The organism is Amycolatopsis rifamycinica (assembly GCF_000695625.1).
In the GTDB taxonomy this organism is placed as follows: Bacteria; Actinomycetota; Actinomycetes; order Mycobacteriales; family Pseudonocardiaceae; genus Amycolatopsis; species Amycolatopsis rifamycinica.
Map to the genome: position 1 here is coordinate 1 of NZ_JMQI01000075.1, position 1,308 is coordinate 1,308.

Below are 1,308 nucleotides of genomic sequence, written 5' to 3' on the forward strand. Positions count from 1 at the left end.
CGTGTTACGCGGCGTGAAGGCCTGCGTAGTTTTCTCGTTGGTAGTTGGTGTAGTGCTCGATCGGCGGGATATGCCCGAGCGAGGAATGCAACCGCTCGTGATTATACCAGTGGACCCATCCGGCTGTGGCGCGTTCCACCTCACCCCAGTCCGTCCACGTCCCTGCCTCGAAATCAATGAGCTCAGACTTGTACAGCCCGATCGTTGACTCCATCAGACCGTTGTCGTAGGCGTCGCCGACGGTGCCGATAGACCCGTCCATCTGGTGGACGGCCAGCAGCCGGCGGAGATCTGTGGAGGTGTACTGTGAGCCCGCATCCGAGTGATGGATCACCCCAGCTGATTCAAAATACGGGTCCTGGCGCTGGCGTAGCGCCAGTGCCTGTCGCAGCGCACGGATGACCAAAGATTTCGTGGCTCGGGTGTCCACGACATACGCCAGGATCTCACGGGTGAACACGTCGGTGACAAAAGCCACGTAGCTGAAACCGCAGCTGGTGTGCACATACGTGAAATCCGCGACCCACCACTGATCGGGGCGCTGAGCCTGCGACCAGGCCCGTTGAATACGATCCGGGAAACGCTCGGCGGAGGGATCAGCAACGGTGGTGCGTGTGGTCTTGCGTCGGAGTACACCCGCGATTCCAAGGATATTCATGAGGCGTTGCACCTGGTCACGGCCGATGTTCCAGCCTGCCCGGTGGGCGGTTTTCCAAAGTTTTCGTCGCCCGTAGACCCGCCGATTGGCCCGCCACAGCTCAAAGAGCCGGTGCGCGGCATACGCCTCGTCCAGCTCGGCGGGGGTGGGCCCGAAACCACGGGCCTGGAAGCGGTAGAACGTTGCTGGTGAAATAGCGTATTCATGCTCGTTGAGCACGCGGCACATCCGCTCGATGGAATACAGGTGCCGGTGAGTGCGGAGGAAGTCCACGATCACTTCAGTTTGCGGTCGAGCTCCGCCTGGGCGAAAAAAGCTGAGGCCAGTTTCAGGATCTCGTTGGCTTCTTTGAGCCGGGTATTTTCTTTGCGCAGGGCCGCAAGTTCCGCGTCTTTCTCGGCGTCGGATTGCTCGACGGCGACGTCCACCTTTTTCTCTTCTGCGCGTACCCAGTTGCGGATAGTGGATGTTTTGATGCCGATGACAGCTTCGACAGCGCGTAGTGCAGCTGCCTTGGATGAAGCGCCGTCAGCGAGCTCCTCGAAGTACAGGCGCACCGCCCGCTGACGGATCTCCTGGTCGTAGGGGCTGATAGCCATGATGTTCCTCCTGCGTTACATCATGCCCTCTCACCAACCCAGGCCGGTTTA

Annotated in this window: 1 protein-coding gene; it reads right to left on the minus strand. The window is 60.2% G+C overall.

The annotated features are described in order from the left end of the window. Positions 1 to 4 precede the first annotated feature (4 nt). Positions 5 to 1,260 (minus strand): IS3 family transposase gene (locus DV20_RS36765; protein ID WP_407638373.1). Its coding sequence is split into 2 segments (ribosomal slippage): positions 5 to 975 and positions 975 to 1,260, totalling 1,257 coding nucleotides; the frame shifts between segments, so codons are not numbered across the junction. Positions 1,261 to 1,308 lie beyond the last annotated feature (48 nt).